Raw genomic sequence first — 19,211 nt, 5'->3', positions numbered from 1 at the left:
CCTGCCAGTCCCGGCGGAGACTCTTCGCCCCATCAATGCCATACGCCTGAATGTTCAGAATGCCTAAGGGGAAAACTTTGTACTCGATCGCTAGAAGCCGGACCAAGAAGCCAAAGGCCCTGCCACCGTTGACGGCTGCCCCCACCGAGGCGGCTCCCAAGCCTGTGTACGACGACGTCGATGTAGCCATCGTGATGGAGTCCACCTACCCGTACCTCAAGGGAGGGGTCTCCGCGGTTGTCCATGACATCGTCACCCACAACCCTGACCTGAGCTACGGCATCATCCACATCACGTGGGATTCGGATGCCCCCCTGACCGACCTGTACGGGATGCCCTCCAATGTGCGCTGGGTCCGCACGGTATTCCTCAGCATGGAAGAACACCGGCAGGACTTCCTCGCCGTCTCGGTCAAAGACCTGGGCATGACGCCACCGCAGCGTGAGGAACTTTCCCACCGGCTCTTTGACGCCCTCTACGCACTTTCCGAACACGGAGACGTTGACGGCCTGTGGGAACTGATCGACGAAGGCCTGAACGAGCGCACCCGCCGGTACCCCCTGTGGGCCTTGCTCGGGTCCAGGGAATTCATGCAGACCCTGCAGGAGCGCATGCCCCAGCTGGACCTCTCCTTGGCGAACTCGTTCTGGACATTGCGCAACTTCTTCTCCCTGGCCTTCGCCGTTCTCGGTGAGACCATGCCCCGCGCCAGCGTCTACCACGCCCACACCACTGGCTATGCTTCGCTGCTTGGAGCGGCAGCAGCACGGGACCATGACACCTCATTCCTGCTGACCGAGCACAACCTCTACGTCCGCGACACCGTCAACACCCTGCTGGACCGCAACATGGCCCTGTCCATCACCGCAGACGATTACCGGACGTTCGACGTGACCGCTGAACAGCGTGCGTGGATGGCCTGGTGGACGGAAATGGGCCGGTTCTGCTACCCCAGCGCACGGCTCATCACCTATCTCTACCCGAGTGCCATCACTGAGGCAGCGCGGCTGGGGACCGACATCGACAAGTCAGTTGTGGTGCCCAATGGCATGGTCATTGAAGAGTTCGACGAAAAGTACCGCGCCCGCCAACATGCCCTGGCCACAATGGAGCAGGAAGGCGCGGACTACGTCTGGCACCTTGTGTACATCGCCCGGGTAGTCCCTATCAAGGGTCTCCTGGACCTGCTGTCCAGCATGGACATTTTGCGGGACCGCGGGTACCCCAACCTGCACCTGGACGTCCTGGGCCCCACCGAGCATGTACCCGAATACTTCGAAGCCTGCCTCGCGAAGATCGACGCGCTGGGCCTCCACGACCACGTCACCATCCACGGGACAGTCCACGTCCGGGAGATGCTTGACCAGTTCGACCTCCTGGTCCTTCCCAGCTACAACGAGGGCCAGCCGATCGTCATCCTCGAGGCCATGGCCGCCGGCATACCCACTGTTGGCTCCGACGTGGGAGGCGTGGCGCAGCAGATCGCCGATGACCTCATCACTGCGGACGGGCGGACCATAGGTCCCTGCGGTGAAACCGTCACCCCGGGCGACGTTCAACAGATGGCTGACGGCATCCAGGCGGTCATCGGCAACCTTGATTCCTACGCCGCATACGCGGCCAACGCCCGCCTGCGGGTCCAGGAGCTTTTCCAGATGCACGAGGTGATGTCCTCCTACAACCAGATCTACCGTGCCCTGGGCGATCTTCCGGTTGTCGGTGACATGGTTCAGCAGCCGGACGATGAACTGGCTCCGGCTGAGCTGTGAGCGGTGTTGGCGCGTGGATCCGCTACGGCGATCCCATCACCCCGGAGCAGACGGCGTTCGCGGCCGAGCACTACCGCGCCGCCATCCTGCAGCCCTGGGAACTGGACGCGGCAGCTGAGCTTAAGCGGCGCCGCCCGGACATGACAGTCCTTTGCTACAAATGCCTGTCCTCAACCCGGGATTATGAGCCGGGGCCGGTCTACACTTCAGGTGTGTCGTACAGGGAGGCGGAGGACGAGGGCGGGAACTGGTTTGCCGCCCGGCTGGACGGTTCCCGCATTGAGTGGAACGGCTACGGCGGGCACTGGCAGATGAACGTGAAGGATCCCGGGTACCGTGCGCGCTGGGTCCAGAATGTCACTGCGGAACTGGCGGACTCGCCCTTTGACGGTGTGATGGCTGATAACGACGTGTTTGAGGACTACTACCAGCTGAACCTGCCCATCCGGGAAGCCGCCTCGATGGCTGACCTGCGGGACGGGCTTGACCTCCTGGTGCACGCTGCCGGCCAGTCCCTGAACCGCGTTCACAAGGTCCTCGTGCCCAACATCGCCGAATCACGGCGGCTCCCGGGCCGGTGGGCCTCCCACGCAGCCTACGGGGGCGGGTTCGAAGAAGTGTGGCTGGGCTACGGGCCGGAGAATCTTTTTGATCCCCACACTGCCGAGGCACAGCTTCAACAGGCGGAAGGCCCAGGCCTGTCCATCCTGCGCGTACCAACTGACGGAAATGACAACCATCCCAACTTCACGTACGGGCTGGCGGCCTTCTGGATCTTCAGCGGCGGCCGGGGTTCCTTCTCGGCCACCGCGCACGACGACTACAGCCGCACGCAGCACATCCCCGCGCTTGATTGGGCACTGGGCGAGCCCGTGGACATCCCGAAGGGCCGCCACCACGTCTGGTCCAGGGAGTTCAGCGACGGATGGGCTGCCGTGAATTTCAATAACGACGGCCGCCGCAGGCGCCGGATCAGGGTGCCGTCCGGCCTGGTGGACGCAGCAGGAAACCCGGCCCCACCATCCCTGGTCCTGCCTGCACAACGGGGCGTCATCTATCAGCGAGGGCAGAACCATTAAGATACTCATCACCGGCGGCTGCGGGTACATCGGATCGCACACAATCCTCGGTTTGCTCGAGGCCGGACACGACATCACGGTCATTGATAACCTCAGCAACTCCTCCTCCGAGTCACTGCTGCGGGTGGAGAGACTCGCGGGACGGGACGTTTCCTTTGTCGAGGGGGACATCGCTGATACCTCTTGCCTGGAGAAGATCTTCAGCCACGGGGCTATTGAGGCGGTGATCCACTTTGCCGGCTACAAGGCCGTGGGAGAGTCCGTCAGCCAGCCCCTGCGCTACTTCCGCAACAACGTCACCGGAACACTGAACCTCCTGGAGACCATGGACGCCCATGGCGTCCGGAACCTGGTGTTCAGCTCGTCGGCCACTGTCTATGGGGCGAACCCTGACATGCCGTTGAGGGAAGACCTTCCGCTGAGGGCTACGAATCCCTACGGCCGGACCAAACAGCACATCGAAGAGATCCTGACGGATCTGCAGGCCGCTGACGAGCGGTGGCGGATAGCACTCCTGCGCTACTTCAACCCTGTAGGGGCCCACCCCTCCGGGCTCATCGGGGAAGACCCGCAGGGTCCGCCCAACAATCTCTTCCCTTTCGTCACCCAGGTAGCCGTAGGCCGCCGGGACAAAGTCAGTGTTTTCGGCAACGACTACCCCACTCCTGATGGGACAGGAATCCGCGACTACATCCATGTCATGGACCTCGCCGCAGGCCACGCCGCGGCGCTGAACTACCTGGCCGACCACCGGGGGCTGCACACGTGGAACCTGGGAACCGGCCAGGGCTACTCAGTCCTGGACATCATCCATGCTTTTGAAACTGCGTCGGGCACCACGATCCCCTACGAGATCGTGGACCGGCGCCCGGGAGATGCACCTGTCAGTCTGGCCGATCCGTCCAGCGCCCTCCGCGATCTGGGCTGGACGGCGTCAGAGACTTTGGAGAGCATGTGCGCAGACTCCTGGCGCTGGCAGCACAACAACCCCGACGGGTACCGGACTAGCACACAACCTGCATGAGGGGGCCCGACGGCGGCCGGCGAGTTCCGCCGTCGGGCCTTCAGGGAGCAGGGAGGTACTTGCGCCCCAAGGTCAGCCATCCCGGTTTGGTCTGGTCCTGGGATGCGTTGGCGAAGCGCAGCGGCACGCCGTTTGCGAGCGGGTTAACGGCGCGCACCACGAGGGTGTAGGTGCCGGGGGCCAGCCCGCTGACGCTCACAGGGGACTTCCACTGGACCGACATCCCGGGCTTCACGGCGGTGAGCTTCCACGACGTTCCCCATGTCCGGACCATGTTTCCTGCGCTGTCCACAGCGGCGATCTGTATAGGCCAGTCGTAATAGAAAGGAGCCACCCCCACGTTGCTGACCATCACACTGACGTCGCTCTGCCCGGCCACGGTTCCGCGGGTGATGGCGAAGGAGGTCGCGTGGAACCGGTAGCCCAGGGACTGGGCGGCCGCGGTGGCGTTGCTGAGCGACTGTCCCGTGTATCCGGGGCTGAAGCCGTGCTGGTTCAGGAGCCAGGAGGCGTGGGTGGCTTGCACGCTGTCGGTGAATTTGTTGTCGGCACCGCTTTCCACCACGGGGCAGAGCATGGGAGTGTCAAAAATGCAGTGCTGGATTTCGGGCCTGAGTTCTCCGCCCACTGGCTGGGTGAGCCATTTCTGGGTGGCGCCGGCCTGCGCCATTTTGTCCATGAAATGCCACCCGGTCCCCGCCAATGTGCTCACGGCGAAGGAGTCGTCGTGGTAGCCCACGTTCAGGTTGCTGTTGGCGGCGTCCGGGTACCTGACCTGGAGCTTGGTTTTGGTGAAGGCCTTCGTGTAGGCCTGCAACACGCGCTGCTGGGAGGCCGGCGATGCGAGCCAGTTCTCGGCGGACGCCCACCCGTCATGAGGGTAGGTATGCCATTCGCCCCAGAAGCCCAGGAGGCCCATCTGGATGAACCCGATCCGCGGATCGCCGTTGTAGCGGGACCCCAGCGCGGCGATGAACCCATCCATGGCGTCCAGAAGGCGGGGGTCGTCGTAGTTCGGGGAGACGCTGATCCCGCTATTGCCGTGGTCCCAGTAGGCATGGGTGGCGAGGCCGGAATTCAGGAGGTATGCGGGGACGCCGGAGGGCTTCCCCGGATAGTCCAGGTAGAACCTGAAGACCGCCTGGTGGCCCCTCGCGGCAATGGCGTTCAGCTGCGCTTCAAAACCTGCCCAGTTGTACGTGCCCGGGCCGGTCACCACCGAACTGACCGGCACGTAGAACCATTCCATGGAATGCGGCACCCCGGTGTAACTGCCGGCGTACGGAACGAAACCCGCCAAGGGAGTACTCGCTGGAACAGGACCAGCCGCCAGGGAAACCCACTCCCCCGGGGGATCCGCCGCTTCCGCTGCTGGAATGGTGGACGCGGACGGGACTATCAGCAACAGCACCGCTGCAAAGCAGGAGACAAAGGCGGCAGTAAAAGGCTGTCCGCGTCGCTTGCTCCCCAGCAGGCAATACCTCAATGTATTCAATTGCGCTTCCCCCTGAGACACGGTGCCAAGCACCAATGAGACCAAGCAGTGACAAACACCGGTGAGACCAGGACGTACCACGCCACCACCCCTGGCGGCACTGCAACCTCAGCACGTGGGACTGATCATAAGGCTTGAAACAGGATTGTCCTCAGGAAAGCCCAGATCTTTTTTCAGAATGTCGGGGCACGGATCAGTCCCGGCCCAAGGAAGGAATCATGAGCCATCACCAAACCCGGCAGGATGAGGGGAGCCCCCGTGGACAGGGCCCTCGCGGTCCGCCCTGCGGACGCCGCCTGGCTCGTTGACCGGTCAGTCCTCGACCGGCTGGGAAAAGAACTGGACGACGACGGCGAGGGGTACACGAGGATCTTTGTCGCCAACTTCATCACGTGCCTGCCTGGCAGGATCGAACGGCTGCGGCTGGCGCTGACAACCGGAGATCTGGAAGCAGCCGTGGACGCAGTGTTGAGCCTGAAAACGTCCAGCCAGATGGTGGGTGCAGAGCGGCTGGCTGTCCTCGTCATGGATCTGGAAGCGGAAATGCGTGGTGAGGCTTCGCGCTCCTACTTGATGGCGCTGCCCAAGCTGGCAGCGGCATTCTTGGGTCCCATCGCCCTGTGTGGCAGCAAGACGGTGCACATCCTTGATCAATGGGCTCGAGCAGGATCGGTGACCCTGAGATAGACCACCGCGTTGGCCGCTTAGCGATGCCCTTCCGGGCGGAGGCCGGTAATAGTCTGTACGTTTCGAAAACTCTTTGACCCCTTCCTGAGGTGGGGCCACACTCGGTGAAGGCGATAGGGGAAAACGTCTATCGGCCGGTGATCGGAAGCCTCCCGGCGGCGGGGCGGGGCGCGAATCCGTCTGTAGGGAAAATGACAACGGGTGGGGGCATCAGTGATGGGCGTTGACAAGTTGTGGGACCGGCTTGAGCCTGGAACGCGGCAATGGATGGTGGACAATCCCGGGTGCAGGATTCTTCCCCGGACCGTGGTGGCCGCCATCGCGATGGCCACGGGCGAAGAGCTGGAGCAGGACAGGCACGGTGAAACCGTCCTCTCCCCCAGCGACTGCGAGTTCATCCGCACCGCCTCGCAGCTTCAGGAGGCCACCAGCCACAAGTCGCCTTAACCACGGCCCAAGTCAGCCTAAGCATCAGTGGTAAGGACACGGTGCTGGGCCTGCGTTCTGTACGCCAGAGTCCCGTCCCGCCGCTTAGAGCAGCGTTCCCGCGAGGAAGGCCGCGTAGCACGCAGCGGCCGCGATCGCGCTGCCGTCACGGGCCCGCTTGGGTGCATCCAGGGCAACCAGGATGCCCACGACGGTCAGGAGCGCCCAGCAGGCCGGATGCCCCCAGCGGATGGCGAGTTCCTGCACTCCGGAGGTTTGCGCGGCCTTGTCCGGCACGATGACAGTCCACACCACGGCCATGCCGGCTGCCGCGACAGCCCCCGCCAGGCCGAGCGCCTTTCGGTGGCTCCGCGTCCATGCGGTCAGCCTCGGCCGCAGAGGACCGCCCTCCCGGCGCTGCGTACCCCTCATGCTCCGGACACCCCCTTCCGGCGGCCCTGCGTCTGCGGCCACCAGGCCCACATAGTATCTCCGCGGCGTTTGTGGCGTGACCTAGGGTGGCACCCGTGCCGAAAGACCCTTGACCGCTCTTGTGGACGGGGCCAACACTCGGAGGACGCGCAGGGCACGGAGGGGACACATGCAGTCCTGAGAATTCCTGGCCGCAGCGGGCACCGCGGTTTTCCAACACAGCGAAATTTCAAAGGTGGGGGCGTCTGTCATGAACATTGAGAAGTTGTGGGACCGGCTTGAGCCTGGAACGCGGCAGTGGCTGGTGGACAATCCCGGGTGCAGGATCCTTCCCCGGACCGTGGTGGCCGCCATCGCGAAGGCCACGGGGGAAGAGCTGGAGCAGGACCGCACGGCGAAACCGTCCTCTCCCCCAGCGACTGCGAGTTCATCCGCACCGCCTCCCGGCACCAGGACGCCAACAGCCAGACGTCCCCCTAACCTCGGCTGCGGCGGGATTTCGTATCCGGTATCCCCTAAAACTGCAACCATGCTGCCCGGTCCTGCCTACACTGGAAGACGAATTGTAAGTGTGAGGCAGATTACCGACGGGGGTCGTGGACGCAGTGGCAGCCAGGGATGCCGGGACGGAACCTGTCCCGCTGGATGAGATTGACCGCAGGATCATTGCGGAGCTGACCCGGGACGGCCGGATGTCCGTGACGCAGGTGGCCGAGAACGTCCACATCTCGCGCGCGCACGCCTACACCCGGATCGCCCGGCTCACGGGTGAAGGGGTGCTGTCCAGGTTCACGGCGCTGGTGGACCCGATCAAGGCCGGCCTCCGTTCCTCCGCGTACGTGACGCTGAAGCTAAAGCAGGACGCCTGGAGGGAACTCCGCGACCAGCTGGGCGCCATCCCGGAGGTGCACCATGTGGCCCTGGTGGGCGGCGACTTCGACGTGATCCTGCTGGTCCGCGCCGTGGATAACATCGACCTGCGCCGGGTCATCTTCGACCAGCTGCAGTCCATGCCGGGCGTACTGGATACCCAGACGTTCCTGGTGTTTGAGGATCTGGATACGCGGTAGATCCTAAGGCTCACGTCCGGATGAGTCCTGCTGGCAGAAGCCCCACGACGGCGAACGATCACAGCATGCCCCCAATGCTGCGGCGTATTCGACGATCGCCATTTACGTTACCCCTCATTTTTCGGAGGCGTATCGGCAGGCAGTCACAACAAGACGCCCACGCCCGCGACAGCACTCCTTATAGATACGCCCGGCCGGAGGCTGAGCACGTCATATGGGTGTGCATGCCACGCGTGCCCTGTTCCTTGGCCTCGACGGGAGCCATGTGACCATCGTTGTAGGCGCCACAGTTGCTGCCCCAGGAATCGCTGATATTTGCCATGGATGACATCTAACGGCGTACATGAAAGACGTAGCCGTGTGCGCCTCGATTACTTCCGGTGAAAGAGCACCGCATCATCCCCACCTCGTCCAGCTTGCCGCCAAAATAACCCGCTGGTGGGTGCGCCTTCGCAACTATGACCCCTAAGCTACAAGCCCCGCTAACCAAGCCACGCTGACTTCCGCGGCATTCCATTCGGCACGCGCTCGGCTCGTTTTACGCGCAGACGTCGAACTACGTCGGCAAAACGGCCACCATCGTGGACGCGGCAGGTGCCATCACCCCGGCAGCGGCACATGATATGAAAGCCCCTGATTGCGGCAGAGGCACACCCCGCGGCGTGCCGTTGGATGTGGTGATCGAATATGAAGCAGCGACAGATCGGCCCTGCGGACCTGTTGATTACCGTTCCAATGGCCAGGGAGTCGGTACGGAGGGCGGCTTCAGGGCTCCCTTGTTCCAGACATATCCCCGTCTGCGGCAAAACGGGGAACAGACATTATCAACGTCATCGGACTGGCAGGGACGCGGCATCCACTTCACTAGGGACAGCCGCAACAGCGCCGCTACACACATGAGAGCGACATTGCCGTTCTCACGCAGCAGGGGCCAGGCCTTTGCTATTCGCTTCGGATGGCCTCCATCAAAAAATCGCGCCTAACGGCTGGCTCGTAGCCGGACCATGTTGTCCGGAATACCCTTCCAGCGGTCGATCAGTGGTGCTAGGAGCCTGTGAGTTAGAGTAGCCAGGAGGATGGACAGAGGCGCCGCTATCCACGCAACTTCAATAAAAGTTGCAGCGAAAGCCCAAGAGAGAAGCACCAGCACTGGGTAGTGCCAAAGGTAGAGCTCATAGCTGACACGACCCAAGTAGGCCAGCGGTTTGGTACTGAACAACGCTGAAGCAAAGCTGCGGCCTGTGGCGAAGTGCGCGGTCATTGCCACCGCCCCTAGACATGCCGCCACGACCGCGGGGCCCGTCATGCTGGCTACAGTTTCCAGTGCGACACCAAGACCAACTGAAGCGAGACCGACCCAAGCCCAGGTCTCTGAAATCTTCCAGCTCGGGTGTGAGGCAAGCGCGATAGCCAACGCGGAGCCAAGCAGCAATCCTCCGGAGCGCAGCAGAAGATTGCCGTATTCGAAGCCAACCGACTCTATGGCAACCAGGCAGAGAAGCAGGAGTGTGCCGACCAGTGCCACTGCCCATGCCGCTATCGCGTTCGGCCGGCGTCCCCGCAGCAATAGGAGAAGGACGGCAGGCCATGCGAGATAGAACATCTCTTCAATTCCTAGCGTCCAAGTGTGCCTCCATGCCACGGAAGCACCATCAGCTATTTCCAGAACCAAGGGTGTTGTGTAGGTGAGGGCAAAGGCGTTCTCAGCCAGAAATTTCCCCACCGAGGGGCTGAGCAATAGTCCTGGAATGAGCACAAGCAGCAAAGCCACGAGCAAGGCAGGGTACAACCTGATGGCACGTCGGATGTAAAAACGCGGAAGGTTGATGCCCCCACTGGCCGTCAGTTCTTTCAAAAGGATGCCCGTGATCAGGTAACCGGACAGGACAAAGAAGATGTCCACTCCGAGACCGCCGCCAAAGTGCAATGGTGTCAGCATGTGATGAACGAAGACGAGCGAGACTCCGACCGCCCGCATTCCGTCCAGGGCGGGGATGTACCCCAGAGAAGGCCGCCCGGCAACAGGTTCAGACAGGCGTGCAGCAGAGCGTGTGGACACAGATTCCCCCAAAAGATGGCCGTGGTATTGCCCCAATTGTAAAGTGCCCGCAACCGTCTTCCATACGAGTCAAAAAAGTGGTTGTGGACAACGCGTCTGTGAAAGAGCATTCATTACGGTAACGCTCGGCAGAAGGGTTCCAGAATAATCAAATTCATCATTCTCCCACCAAAGTCGTCCGGCAGCGGCCTGATCTCTAGGCGAAGCCCATACCTTCGCACCTTTTAAGCGACGTTCACAATCATGCCGACATCAGCCGTGGAGGATACTCCTGCCGGGAGCTCCTTTGCTCGCGCCGCTGAAGCTGTGGACCGGAAGACACATTTCACCCCTAGGGGCCATAATGCCCCGCGTGCTCGCGCAGCGAGAGGATGTTACCGCCGTGACGGCCCCGAGCTTGCGGCTACTGCAAGCTCGGGCTCGATCCACAGGGACCACAGATAGCCGGTCATCGGACCATAATTTGAGACAAAGTGCGCAACTTCTTCCTCTGTGCCCACAATTTTCAAAGCCAGAAGACCGCCGTAGCAACTGCTGTGCCAGCGATCGGGATACCGCAATGCCAGAATATCCGGCACCGGGAGCCGGAATCGCTCATCGCTGATCGCTGATCGCCGACAATCACGTTCCCCACATGGGCGTAGCAGTCGCCAGGACGGCGACGGCACGCCACCCCGCTCCGGGGCTTCGCGACAACCGGTTCTCGAAGATTGGTGAGATGGCGCGCTATCGTGAGGCACCCGGGGTGGGACGTGTCCGGCAGGTGTGCCCTCCACCGTCAGAGCAAAATTTGCGAGCGTACGCCGCAACCAAACCGGGGTGTCGTCTTCGTCGTATATTCTTGCGTCTGTCCTAAAACAGAGCTGGAAGTATCCTAGGGGCTTACGACGTTTGCTGTTGTTACCTATGCAAGTCTAGGGTCAAGTAAGACCGAAAAACTGCCTCCACGAAGTCGCATAATCGATGCTCCCTAAGGCTCAACGCGCGGTTGGCTGCGAATATCACTCTGCCTGCTGCCGCCACCACTGGTTCATAAATCTCGGGCACTTGCCAGCAGGCTTTTTGTCTAGACGCAAGAACAAGACCGTCGCATCTGCATGGGCGAAAGGAACCTTCCCCGGTGGGGCCTTCAGCGGTACCCATCCACAATCGCAGCAGCAATCTCCTTGTAAGCACGTCGAGTCTCGGTCTTTAGCACATCCAGCGTGACCAAGTCACCATCAGCTACCCCACGGTCGTGCGGTACAGCGATGAGTTCACGGCAGATACCCGCCAGATGTTCCTCGATGGCGTCCTTGTCCACGCGCGACGAAACCTCGTCCTTGTCCGTGATCACCACAATCGCGTTCCGGGCCAAGTCCTCGTAGCCGTGGCTGGCCAGCCACTGCAAAGTACTGCGGGCACGTTTTGCACCGCTGACTGCGTAGCCAGCGGCGATCACCAAGTTGTCCGCGGACTGCAGAATCCCGCTCATGGCGTTGTGGGTCACGCCAGTGCCACAGTCGGTGAGAGCAACGGAATAGTAAGCGGAGATGAGCTTGCGGATCCGCAGGTATTCTTCGGCGGTCAGCGAGTCGGAGACCTCCGGGTCCTGTTCCCCCGCAATGAGGTGCAGCCGTCTTGCGTGGTGCATGTAGCGGGACAGGGCGGTGAGGGAATCAATGGACTCAATGTTTCGGAGCAGGTCCGTAATCGTTCGCGGGCTGGCCTGCTGGTAGATGCCCTCCCCCAGGGCACGCTCCACTAGGTCGCCGGAGTCCGGGTTTGCGTCAATGGCGCAGGGCGCGTCGCCCCGATACTCGGCGAGTGTCAGGCCCACGCCGACGGTGGTGGACGTCTTTCCGATGCCGCCCTTGAGGCTCAGTACGGCGGTATTGTAGCTGCCCTGCAGTTGCCGCGAAATACGGCGCACCAACTCTTCTTCCTGACGCTGCTTTGGGCTGGGACCCAGGTTCCAAGCGCCCACAGTCATGCTGTAGATCGCACCGCGGACGCCGCCTCGCGGCCGTGGTTTCTGTTCCTTCACGAACAGCCCCGGGGAGCTGATGAAGTCCGGCATCGGGTTCTCCGCGATGGTGTCTGCGACTGTGGGCCGCGTCCGACGGAAGGCGGGAGTTTCAGCCGCGTCGTCTGAAGGCGCCCGTGGGACTTGCGGACCAGCTGCATCTGGGACCGAGGCGGTCGTGTTTCCCTGACCCTGCTGCGCCGACGCCGGGAGGCGCGTGGGGGCGGGTAACTGCGTGGCCGGATTTGCTGAGTCAGCAGCTTCGGCTGCTTCCGCCCAAGAGGTTCGTCGTGTCAGCTGTGCGCCCGGTCCAGGCTGGCCGGAGGGGCTGGGCGTGACTACTGGCATGGTTCCTGTCCGGGCATCCGTCATCTCGCCGCCGGCGCGACGAAGGTCACGGCGTCGGCGCAGCTGCGGCTGCCCTGCATCCTCTGCGTTGGCGCGTGCGTTCTGATCCGCCGGATCCGGCATAGGTGTCCCCCCAGGACGTTCGGCAAACTTTCGTGCAGCACTGTGGTTCAAACAGTAAGTCTAGGGGCTGTGACAAATTGGCCTGATCAGACGCGGGTGAGTGCGGCGGCAACCACGGCTCCAGTGAGCAGCAGAAGAACTGCGAGGAAGGCGTATGCCTGCCACTTGGGACGGCCTTTATGGGGATTGATGTCGATATACGGCATGGCTAGCGACGGTTCCCTCGTGGTGAGGCGGAAGAAGTGAGTCGAATGGCGCGGCTCTTTAGCCGAAACATCTGACCAAGAACAGCGAAAGGAATCAGCAAGGTGCCGAGCAGTAGGCAAAGCCCCAGCACAAAATCGGATATAGCCACAACAGACCTCCGTTGGTTAGCAATGATCCCCCATGTCAGATCCCTTGGGACGCTACCGGCGGGTCATGTCATTGACAAGTCGAGTCAGCTACGACCAGTACGTGCGCTTTAAACTGTCCGCGCGCACAGCGGGCGCTCCTCCCCGTCCGCATTAGGAAACAAGGGTACAGAGCATCCAGAGCACAAGAAGCAGGACGGTACAAGTCAAGCCCGATGTTACATGCTGGTATCGCTCGAATTCGGCTTCGTCGTGACTAGCAACAGTGCAAGAGCCCAAATGCCCCTACCGCAAAGTCAGGGGCTTTCCTCCAAAGGATGGCTATGTTCCCAGGGAGTCATACCATACGACGCCCGAAAGTCTTGTGGTCAGCGGCTCGCGGCCAACAGGACAACGATCACTGTTACAACAGCTAATAAGCCGAGCCCAATGTAGGAAAGAAACCGCAAACGGCCAGCCCGCAGCTCACGCCGCGTCTGTCGTGCACTGTCGGTGCCCCCATATTTGCCCATGCGGCGATGTTACAGAGTGCATCATCAAGGTTGGATCAAGGCGGCCTATTTGTGACGGTCATCGCGAAAAGTGTTTGGGGCAACTGTGTAGTCGCTAGGAAGGCCATTAACGAAAGGACGCGAGTCCCTTGACCTGGAACCGTTCAGCTGCCCGCCGCAACGGCCATTTGTCGTCCAAGATGCATCTGGCAAGACGGAGCCGTCCCGTAGGCATCAGGTGTGCATTAGCAGGGGACGTTGAAGACCTCCTTGTGGTACGGACTCTTAGACAAGCCCCCCTCCACCTGGAGGTCTTCTTTTTTGTCACCTGACCATGCGCATGGTCTTAACATCCGTGGTCAATACGACTAGACAAAGCTGTTACCACAGACGATGAGTCCTTGGGGCAGCGCGTCCGCAACGACGGCATTTCATGAACTAAGGGCGGGTACAATTGTGGGGACCGCACGGACACTGCCGTACTGGTGGTGTCCCATTGGGCCGCCGCCAGAGATGGACATAGGGGGCACCAGTTGGATTTGAGCGATCTTCTGCGCATGGTACGTCGCAGCTGGATAATAATTGCTTCACTGAGCTTGTTAGGTCTCCTAAGCGGAGCCACCCTGACTGTGATGACCAAGCCAACGTACACCGCGGAAACTGAGTTATTTGTCGCAATTCAGGGGTCCGGCTCCATTCAGGAGCTCCAACAGGGCAACACCTTCAGCCAAGCTCGCGTTCAATCCTATGTGCAAACTGTTGGTACGGCCATCGTCCTCCAACCTGCTATTGACGCCCTCGGTCTTGACCTCTCGCCGGAGCAACTGTCAGGGAGGGTGCAGGCGACTTCCGACCCCGACACAGTTCTGATCAAGATCTCTGTATCAGACAGATCACCTGTACAGGCGGCTGCGACCGCACAAGCGGTAGCCAATAGCCTGGTAGACGCCGTAGATACCTTAGAAAGGGCAAAGTCAGGCGACGCTTCACCTGTGGGTCTATCGGTCATCCAGCCAGCAACCGCTCCAGTGTCTCCTTCGGCACCGAACAGTCGGCTTAACCTCTCTCTGGGCCTTCTCAGTGGCTTGGCTCTGGGTCTGGTGGTAACCGTGCTTCGGAGTACATTGGACACGCGTATACGGGGCGAGGCGGACATCCGTGAAAGCACGGATGCACCCATACTTGGCGGTATCGCCTTCGATCCAGAGGCGGCCAAAAACCCCCTCCTCACGGACGCCGCGTTCCAAAGTCCACGGGCAGAAGCTTTTCGGCAGCTGCGGACGAATTTGCAGTTCGCGAATGTCGCAGAAAAAGCGAAAACAGTACTAGTCACGTCTTCGCTTCCCGGTGAAGGCAAGAGCACGACGGCGACGAACTTGGCTATAGCGCTTGCACAAGCAGGGCAAACGGTGTGTCTAATCGATGCCGACCTTCGGCGTCCCATGGTGAACGAGTACCTCAGCCTTGATAGAGCAGCCGGGCTCACAACGGCGCTCGTCGGCAATGCAGAAGTAGATGACCTGCTACAGCCGTGGGGCGAAGACTCGCTTTATGTCCTTACTTCTGGTCAAATCCCGCCAAATCCCAGCGAACTATTGGGATCTTCCAACATGCGTGTCCTCATTCAGCGTCTTGAACAAGAGTTTGACAGCGTGATCGTCGACGCCCCTCCCCTGTTGCCGGTAACTGATGCAGCGGTCTTGTCCCAGCATGTTGGAGGAGTACTTCTCGTCGTCGGGTCCCATAAGCTTCGGCATCAGGACCTCAAGAAATCGCTCGACGCCCTTCAGATGGTTGATTCCAATTTGTTGGGCGTGGTCCTCAACAGACTGCCTAGCAAAGGACCGGACTCGTATGCCTATAGTTACTACTCCAGTGAAGGAACGAACCAACAAGTAGAACTGCGCTCGGCCTCTACGCGTCGCCCGTCAAGAGTGGCCGCCCCTGAGGCTGATGGGGACGTGTTGAATGCATTCGATCGCACCCTCCTAGAGGCGAGCCCCCAGCCAGCCCGCATTTTTCCACGTCGGAAGTACGATGGGCCCCTTTAGCTATCCTGCCGAAGTTGACCACTAGTCGATCAATACAGGCCCTTCCCGAACTGATGAAGTGTCCAGAGGCTTCTTTAAACAGATCGGTTTTAGGACGCCCAGACCCTGCACTCTAGCGACCTAGTAACAGTCTGGTGCTACGACGCGGACCATTCCGACCAGGTACATGTACGGCGCCATCAGGCCACCCAACGCAAATAGAAGACGCGCCAAGGCACGCGATACCACTCACGGGGCGGAACCTTCCTAGTCCGTAGCGAAATGAACCACTGGGATGAGCGTCATACCTGCTCCCGCAAGACAGTTCGCAAGAAGACATCGGTTTTGGTTGCCTGGATCGCGGTACCCGCGCGCCGTGCGTCTGATGTTCTTGATGGCGGTGTTCCTCGCCTCGACCTTGCCGGTCGTGGCGCCGCGACGAAGGCGAGAAAAACCGGTGAGGAGCAGGGCCCTCTAGCTGCTCCTTTAGCCCCCAGACGGCCTGAAGAATGACGGCGGGATCGTAATTGGCGACCATATTCTCGAGTCGGACGGCCTGCGACTAAGCGTATCGCCGCTCTCGCAGCCGGAGCATGCCATCGCCCACGCTTCGTTGTGCGCACGCCGCTGCGGCATTAGCCTGCTGGGAGAGATTCTGCCTTTCTCAGTCATGGCTTATTGGCCCGCGAGATCAGGTGGAATGATCGACCGCGACCGCCCCCCGCGGAAATTACATCCGCAACCGTCATGCCCACCTTGCCGTCAGCCGTGCTGCCCCTTGATGAGTAGTTGAACGTCCTGCGCCCAGCGCCGCTCCATCGACAAAGCAGCACCCTGACCACGGTGAGAAGTACCAACCCGCGGCATTGCAGTACCAAGTAGCCGGGCTACCCATATCTTTACAGTTCGCGGAAATGGATCCCGGAATTAGCGCCATGCCGCCGTCCGGCGGCACTTCTCAAGAACATAACCGATCTGTAATTAGCGGCGTTGTGGTACCCGAGCGGTTCGCTTTATGGTCCTGATCGCCGTGTTGTTGGCCTCGACCTTGCCTGTCGTAGCGCCGGTAATGACCAGCACCTCGATCTCGTTCCACCTTCTGCAAACCGTGCGGTAGAGCCTGTTGGAGTCCGGTCGTGCGGCTGCCGTGACCAGCTCCTCAAGTACCTTCTTGGGCCCTGCGGCGTCTTCCAAGGAGCCGGTGCGACAGGGCCCGGGGCTGTTCCTTGACCTGCCAGACCGCCTGCAGGGTGCCCGTTGGATCGTCGAGGGCGAACACTTCCTTGAGTCGGAGGTCTGCCAAGCTAAATGGCTCTTCGTGGTTGATGGTGAAACAGGTTCCGTGTCTTGAAAGCCGAAGGGCTGGTAGCCCTGCTGTGATGGATGTTCTCTACGCATTCATCAAGTCAGGAGCTACGAGCCTTGATCGAGCCTACTTCCCCGCGCCCCGATGCTGCCACCGCCACTTTCAACCTGCCGGACTACCGGGTCACCGCTACTGAGGTCCTTGCCGTCGGGCAGCGGCGGATCCGCGTCGTAGCCACCGCCGAGGCCGGCTGCCCCTCGTGCGGGGTTATCAGCACCCGCGTTCATTCCCGCCGGCCGCAACGGCTGCGTGATATCCCTGTCGCCGGGCCGGTCGAAGTGGTCTGGGCCAAGCGGAGATTCTTCTGCGATGAGTACCTGTGCCCGCGCCAGACATTCACCGAGGAAACATCCCAGGTCCCGCGCCAAGCACGGTCCACCCCCCGGCTCCGTGAGGCCCTGGTGGCCGCTGTCATCGGTTCCGGCAGGGCAGCCGCCGAGGCCGCGGCTTCGTTTGGTGTCTCGTGGTGGCTGGTCCAGCGGGCTCTGGATTCCGCGGCGCTGACGCTGCCCGATGTCGACGCCCTGACACCGCGGATGCTCGGCATCGATGAACACCGCTACCGGTCCGTGGGGTTCTTCCGCGACCCTGCCACGCAGGCCTGGAAACGCTACGAACCCTGGATGACCACCATCGTCTATCTGGACACCGGCCAGTCCTGGGGATCGTGGACGGCCGCGACAGTGAGGGTGTCGGGGAGTGGCTGTTCGCCCGTCCGCTTCAGTGGCGCCTGGGCGTGCAGGTCGTTGCCATCGACCCGTCAGCGGCGTTCCGCAAGGCATTGCGGATGTGGCTGCCACGCACCGCTGTCTCAGTCGACGCGTTCCACCTGGTCAAGCTCGGCAACGACATGCTCACCGAAGTCCGGCAGCGGCTCACCCAGCAGGTTCATGGCCGGCGGGGGCGTTCCATTGATCCGGTCTGGGCCAACCGGAGGCTGCTCCTGCGCGCCGGGGACACGCTCTCGGACCGGCCAGCTGGGACAGGCTCAACACCGTGTTCGCGACCGACGACGCCACCGGGAAACTGCAGGCAGCGTGGCTTGTCAAAGAACAGCTCCGGACCCTGCTGACCACTGGTTCTCTTGCCGACGCTGCCGCCGCGAAAAACCGGCTGCAGGTCCTGGTCGAGCGAGCCGCGCGCCGGAGACGAACCGACTCTGGCGCACCGTCTGTCGGTGGTGAAAAGAGATCGAAGTCCTCATTGTCACCGGCGCGACAACCGCGAAAGTGGAAGCCAACAACACCGCGATCAAGCACATCAAAAGGACTGGCCGGGGATTCACCAACGCACGCAACTACAAAACACGTATCCTGTTGCGCAGTGCCGCCAGAACAGCGGCATGAACATCCGTCACGCAGAACGTTCACCACGAACCGTGAAGAGCCCGATATTTGCCTATCCCATTCCAAGTTGAATGCTAAAGGTAGTTTTCCGGTAGGACCACGCCTCCTCTGTCTTCAGATGGTTGGCATGCAAACCCACCCACCACGAAGCCCCTCAGCTCAGTCCGCAAACCGCAACGTCACCTTTTCGCAACTTGCCCGTCCTTACCCAGGCGCTGCACTGTGAATCTCGAGGACCAAGCATCAGTTCGACTTTAAGAAGTGCGTTATGGTTACCAACCATAAGCAATCAATCCAAAGGAGCAAACAATCATCGCTGCCGAAAGCCAGGGGACAGTTCGCAGACGCAGGCCGTATGAGCAAATTAGCACCGTAACGGCCTGAGAAACCATGAAGACAGCAAAATATCCTGTGACGCTGGGATGGATCCATAACAGCCCCACAGCAGACAGCGCGTAAACGACGTCCACTATTACCTTCGCCGCCACAACTTTAGTCAGACGCTTCGCGTTGACCTCACGGCCGATGATCGCCCCTGAAACCAGCATCGCTATCCAAGAAACGGAAAGCACGAAGTAAGAGGACGCCATGCTTAGGTTTGCGAGCTCGAGTGCGGATGCAATAAGGACCCCGGCAAGCCCAGTCAATATGAGCACTCTATACATGCGTGCGCTCGTAGTTTGCGTTGCATTCCAGTTGTAACGCACCATCAAGACCGAGTTGACACCCAAACCGATCAGGGACGTTCCGATACGCCCAACGATGAATATCAGGGCAGCTGAACCAGCAGGAAGCTGAGTCACAGCGGCAATGGCAAGCGTCGGGACGACAGCGCTCGCGAGTACACTGAGCGCTAGGAAAAGAGTGTGGGTCCGCTCGCTCGAGCTGCGGCCAAGTGTGGCCTCTAGTTCGTCACTATCCCGGGATTTGCGTCGCGTAGTGAGGTAGATGGCGAGCGCTCCGCAACTGATCATCCAGACGACAACTGGCAGTAGTAACGCTATGCCCGGTTCCAAAAATATGGCAACAAGCAACGAGAGCAGGATCGAAAGATTCGGCACTATAGCAATCCCGGCTAACCAGTTAGCGTTGCCTAAGAGAGCCAACC

15 protein-coding genes and 1 pseudogene are annotated in these 19,211 nt (G+C 61.1%); 10 read left to right on the top strand and 6 right to left on the bottom strand.

Annotated elements, in window-relative coordinates:
- The first annotated feature begins 77 nt into the window (after positions 1-77).
- From pelF to galE, 3 genes are read left to right on the top strand one after another with little or no spacing between them, the layout of a single operon-like run.
- Entirely contained in the window at positions 78-1,769 is a 1,692-nt protein-coding gene (gene pelF, locus NFU08_RS10780; protein WP_285835589.1) for a GT4 family glycosyltransferase PelF, read from the top strand.
- Positions 1,766-2,848 carry a putative glycoside hydrolase gene (locus NFU08_RS10775; RefSeq protein ID WP_251423061.1) on the top strand — a complete coding sequence of 361 codons (1,083 nt, stop codon included), beginning with the start codon at positions 1,766-1,768 and terminating at the stop codon, positions 2,846-2,848. The genes pelF and NFU08_RS10775 overlap by 4 nt, the downstream gene beginning before the upstream one ends.
- Positions 2,844-3,872, top strand: a complete 1,029-nt coding sequence (gene galE, locus NFU08_RS10770; protein WP_251423175.1) for a UDP-glucose 4-epimerase GalE — start codon at positions 2,844-2,846, stop codon at positions 3,870-3,872. The genes NFU08_RS10775 and galE overlap by 5 nt, the downstream gene beginning before the upstream one ends.
- Positions 3,873-3,912: 40 nt before the next feature.
- On the opposite strand, the gene NFU08_RS10765 is transcribed toward galE, so the two are convergent.
- On the bottom strand, positions 3,913-5,172 hold the full coding sequence (locus NFU08_RS10765; protein WP_251423058.1) for a DUF4832 domain-containing protein: 1,260 nt from the start codon (positions 5,170-5,172) through the stop codon (positions 3,913-3,915).
- Positions 5,173-5,610: 438 nt separating this feature from the next.
- On the opposite strand from NFU08_RS10765, the gene NFU08_RS10760 reads away from it, so the two are divergent.
- Together NFU08_RS10760 and NFU08_RS10755 are read left to right on the top strand one after the other, a co-directional pair.
- Positions 5,611-6,054, top strand: a complete 444-nt coding sequence (locus NFU08_RS10760) for an Hpt domain-containing protein (RefSeq protein ID WP_251423056.1) — start codon at positions 5,611-5,613, stop codon at positions 6,052-6,054.
- 216 nt (positions 6,055-6,270) lie between these two features.
- Positions 6,271-6,501, top strand: a complete 231-nt coding sequence (locus tag NFU08_RS10755) for a hypothetical protein (RefSeq protein ID WP_251423053.1) — start codon at positions 6,271-6,273, stop codon at positions 6,499-6,501.
- Between the two features lie 84 nt (positions 6,502-6,585).
- Here NFU08_RS10755 and NFU08_RS10750 read toward each other — a convergent pair whose 3' ends face one another.
- On the bottom strand, positions 6,586-6,912 hold the full coding sequence (locus NFU08_RS10750) for a hypothetical protein (RefSeq protein WP_251423050.1): 327 nt from the start codon (positions 6,910-6,912) through the stop codon (positions 6,586-6,588).
- A 605-nt stretch (positions 6,913-7,517) separates the two neighbouring features.
- Here NFU08_RS10750 and NFU08_RS10745 point away from each other — a divergent pair.
- Complete coding sequence (locus NFU08_RS10745) at positions 7,518-7,982, top strand: Lrp/AsnC family transcriptional regulator (protein ID WP_251423172.1); 465 nt, start codon at positions 7,518-7,520, stop codon at positions 7,980-7,982.
- 979 nt (positions 7,983-8,961) lie between these two features.
- On the opposite strand, the gene NFU08_RS10740 is transcribed toward NFU08_RS10745, so the two are convergent.
- Together NFU08_RS10740 and NFU08_RS10735 are read right to left on the bottom strand one after the other, a co-directional pair.
- Positions 8,962-10,041, bottom strand: coding sequence for an acyltransferase (locus NFU08_RS10740; protein ID WP_285835588.1), 1,080 nt, complete (start codon positions 10,039-10,041; stop codon positions 8,962-8,964).
- Positions 10,042-11,170: 1,129 nt separating this feature from the next.
- Positions 11,171-12,517, bottom strand: coding sequence for a MinD/ParA family protein (locus tag NFU08_RS10735; RefSeq protein ID WP_397425625.1), 1,347 nt, complete (start codon positions 12,515-12,517; stop codon positions 11,171-11,173).
- 1,377 nt (positions 12,518-13,894) lie between these two features.
- Here NFU08_RS10735 and NFU08_RS10730 point away from each other — a divergent pair.
- On the top strand, positions 13,895-15,412 hold the full coding sequence (locus NFU08_RS10730; RefSeq protein WP_285835587.1) for a polysaccharide biosynthesis tyrosine autokinase: 1,518 nt from the start codon (positions 13,895-13,897) through the stop codon (positions 15,410-15,412).
- A gap of 246 nt (positions 15,413-15,658) precedes the next feature.
- On the opposite strand, the gene NFU08_RS21010 is transcribed toward NFU08_RS10730, so the two are convergent.
- Positions 15,659-15,859, bottom strand: a complete 201-nt coding sequence (locus NFU08_RS21010; protein ID WP_397425642.1) for a transposase — start codon at positions 15,857-15,859, stop codon at positions 15,659-15,661.
- A 915-nt stretch (positions 15,860-16,774) separates the two neighbouring features.
- On the opposite strand from NFU08_RS21010, the pseudogene NFU08_RS10725 reads away from it, so the two are divergent.
- The 3 genes and pseudogenes from NFU08_RS10725 to NFU08_RS20850 all read left to right on the top strand — a co-directional run.
- Positions 16,775-17,239, top strand: a pseudogene (locus NFU08_RS10725) (transposase family protein); the annotation flags it as partial.
- A 185-nt stretch (positions 17,240-17,424) separates the two neighbouring features.
- Positions 17,425-17,829 carry a transposase gene (locus tag NFU08_RS10720; protein WP_251423041.1) on the top strand — a complete coding sequence of 135 codons (405 nt, stop codon included), beginning with the start codon at positions 17,425-17,427 and terminating at the stop codon, positions 17,827-17,829.
- Positions 17,830-17,947: 118 nt separating this feature from the next.
- On the top strand, positions 17,948-18,103 hold the full coding sequence (locus NFU08_RS20850) for a transposase (RefSeq protein ID WP_285835592.1): 156 nt from the start codon (positions 17,948-17,950) through the stop codon (positions 18,101-18,103).
- Positions 18,104-18,375: 272 nt separating this feature from the next.
- Here the strand turns inward: NFU08_RS20850 and NFU08_RS10715 are convergent, their stop codons facing one another.
- The gene (locus tag NFU08_RS10715) at positions 18,376-19,164 is read right to left on the bottom strand and encodes a hypothetical protein (protein ID WP_251423037.1); all 789 of its coding nucleotides are present in this window, start codon (positions 19,162-19,164) and stop codon (positions 18,376-18,378) included.
- Positions 19,165-19,211: the final 47 nt, after the last annotated feature.

Source organism: Pseudarthrobacter sp. NCCP-2145 (genome assembly GCF_023708005.1).
Classification (GTDB): Bacteria; Actinomycetota; Actinomycetes; order Actinomycetales; family Micrococcaceae; genus Arthrobacter; species Arthrobacter oxydans.
The sequence above is the reverse complement of the archived record's forward strand: the minus strand, read 5'-3'. Positions and strand labels throughout refer to the sequence as shown.